This is a genomic window from Acetobacter sp. P1H12_c (assembly GCF_018811975.1).
Lineage (GTDB): Bacteria > Pseudomonadota > Alphaproteobacteria > Acetobacterales > Acetobacteraceae > Acetobacter > Acetobacter persici.
The window spans coordinates 1-1,273 of the sequence record NZ_JACRVR010000088.1; the positions used below are offsets into that span (position 1 = coordinate 1).

At 53.1% G+C, this 1,273-nt stretch carries 1 pseudogene; it reads left to right on the plus strand.

Features of this window, described 5'->3' with window-relative positions:
- Nucleotides 1–80 precede the first annotated feature (80 nt).
- Nucleotides 81–1,140, plus strand: a pseudogene (locus tag KP699_RS16200) (IS5 family transposase).
- Nucleotides 1,141–1,273: the final 133 nt, after the last annotated feature.

Genomic DNA, 1,273 nt, shown 5'->3' on the forward strand with positions numbered 1-1,273 from the left:
TGGAGGGTTCTAAAAMCTCCATGGTTTTGAGTGCGTATCTGTGATTCCATACCTCCTGTGGTGATTGGGTGGATGAATGAATAATGAAACAGCCTGGTTTTTTTGATGTTGAAGAGCGGCTTGCTCGTTTGAGCGGTCTTGGCGATCAGCTTGAAGCGTTTTCCCGGACTGTGGATTTTGAGGTGTTCCGCCCTGATCTGGAGAAGGCGCTGGCCTATTCAGATGGAAGCAAGGGCGGGCGACCGCCATTTGATCCGGTGTTGATGTTCAAGATCCTGGTGATCCAGACGCTCAACAATTTGTCTGATGAGCGGACAGAGTATCTCATCAACGATCGCCTCTCCTTTATGCGTTTCCTTGGTCTGGGACTTTCAGATCGGGTGCCCGATGCCAAAACAATCTGGCTGTTCCGTGAACGCCTGACACAGGCGGGGGCCATTGAAAGACTGTTTGAGCGCTTTGATGCGACCCTGCGCAGCGCTGGTTATCTGCCGATGTCAGGCCAGATCCTGGATGCCACGCTCGTAGCGGCTCCGAAGCAGCGCAATACAAACGCAGAGAAAGCGGATCTGCGAGCAGGCCGTATTCCTGAAGACTGGCAGGACAAGCCCTCCAACACGATGGACGCTGAAGTTCACGAAGGCGAAGCAGCAGAATGATGGAACCATGCCATCCAGCGATCTTGCCATCCCGTTCTTTGGCTACAAATCCCACGTCTCCATCGATCGGAAGTTTCGGTTCATCCGAAAATGGAAGACGACGGATGCCGCCGCCAGTGATGGTGCGCGATTGAGAGAGGGGCTGCTGGATAAAACCAATACGGCCTCAAGCGTCTGGGCTGATACAGCGTATCGCTCAAAAGCCAATGAAGACTTCATGGAAAAGCATGGCTTTGTCTCAAAGGTTCACAGGAAGAAGCCGCATCTCAAACCCATGCCACTCCATATCCAGCGGTCCAATGCAGGAAAGTCCATGATCCGCTCGCGTGTCGAGCATGTTTTCGCCGACCAGAAATCACAGACGGGATTGTTCATCCGAACTGTCGGTATTACCCGGGCCACCATGAGGATCGGGCTGGCCAATATCGTCTACAACATGCGCCGCTTCCTCTTCCTGCAGCGGATCAGCACCACAGCGTAGCTATCAAGCGGGTAACAGCTCCCAATCTGCTCAAAACGCAGACCGGATGCCATCGCAAAAACCGTCAATCAAATCGCCAAAAGCCAGAAATTACCCGCCAAGCACATCAGTCAACGGTTCTTCGATCCCTCCA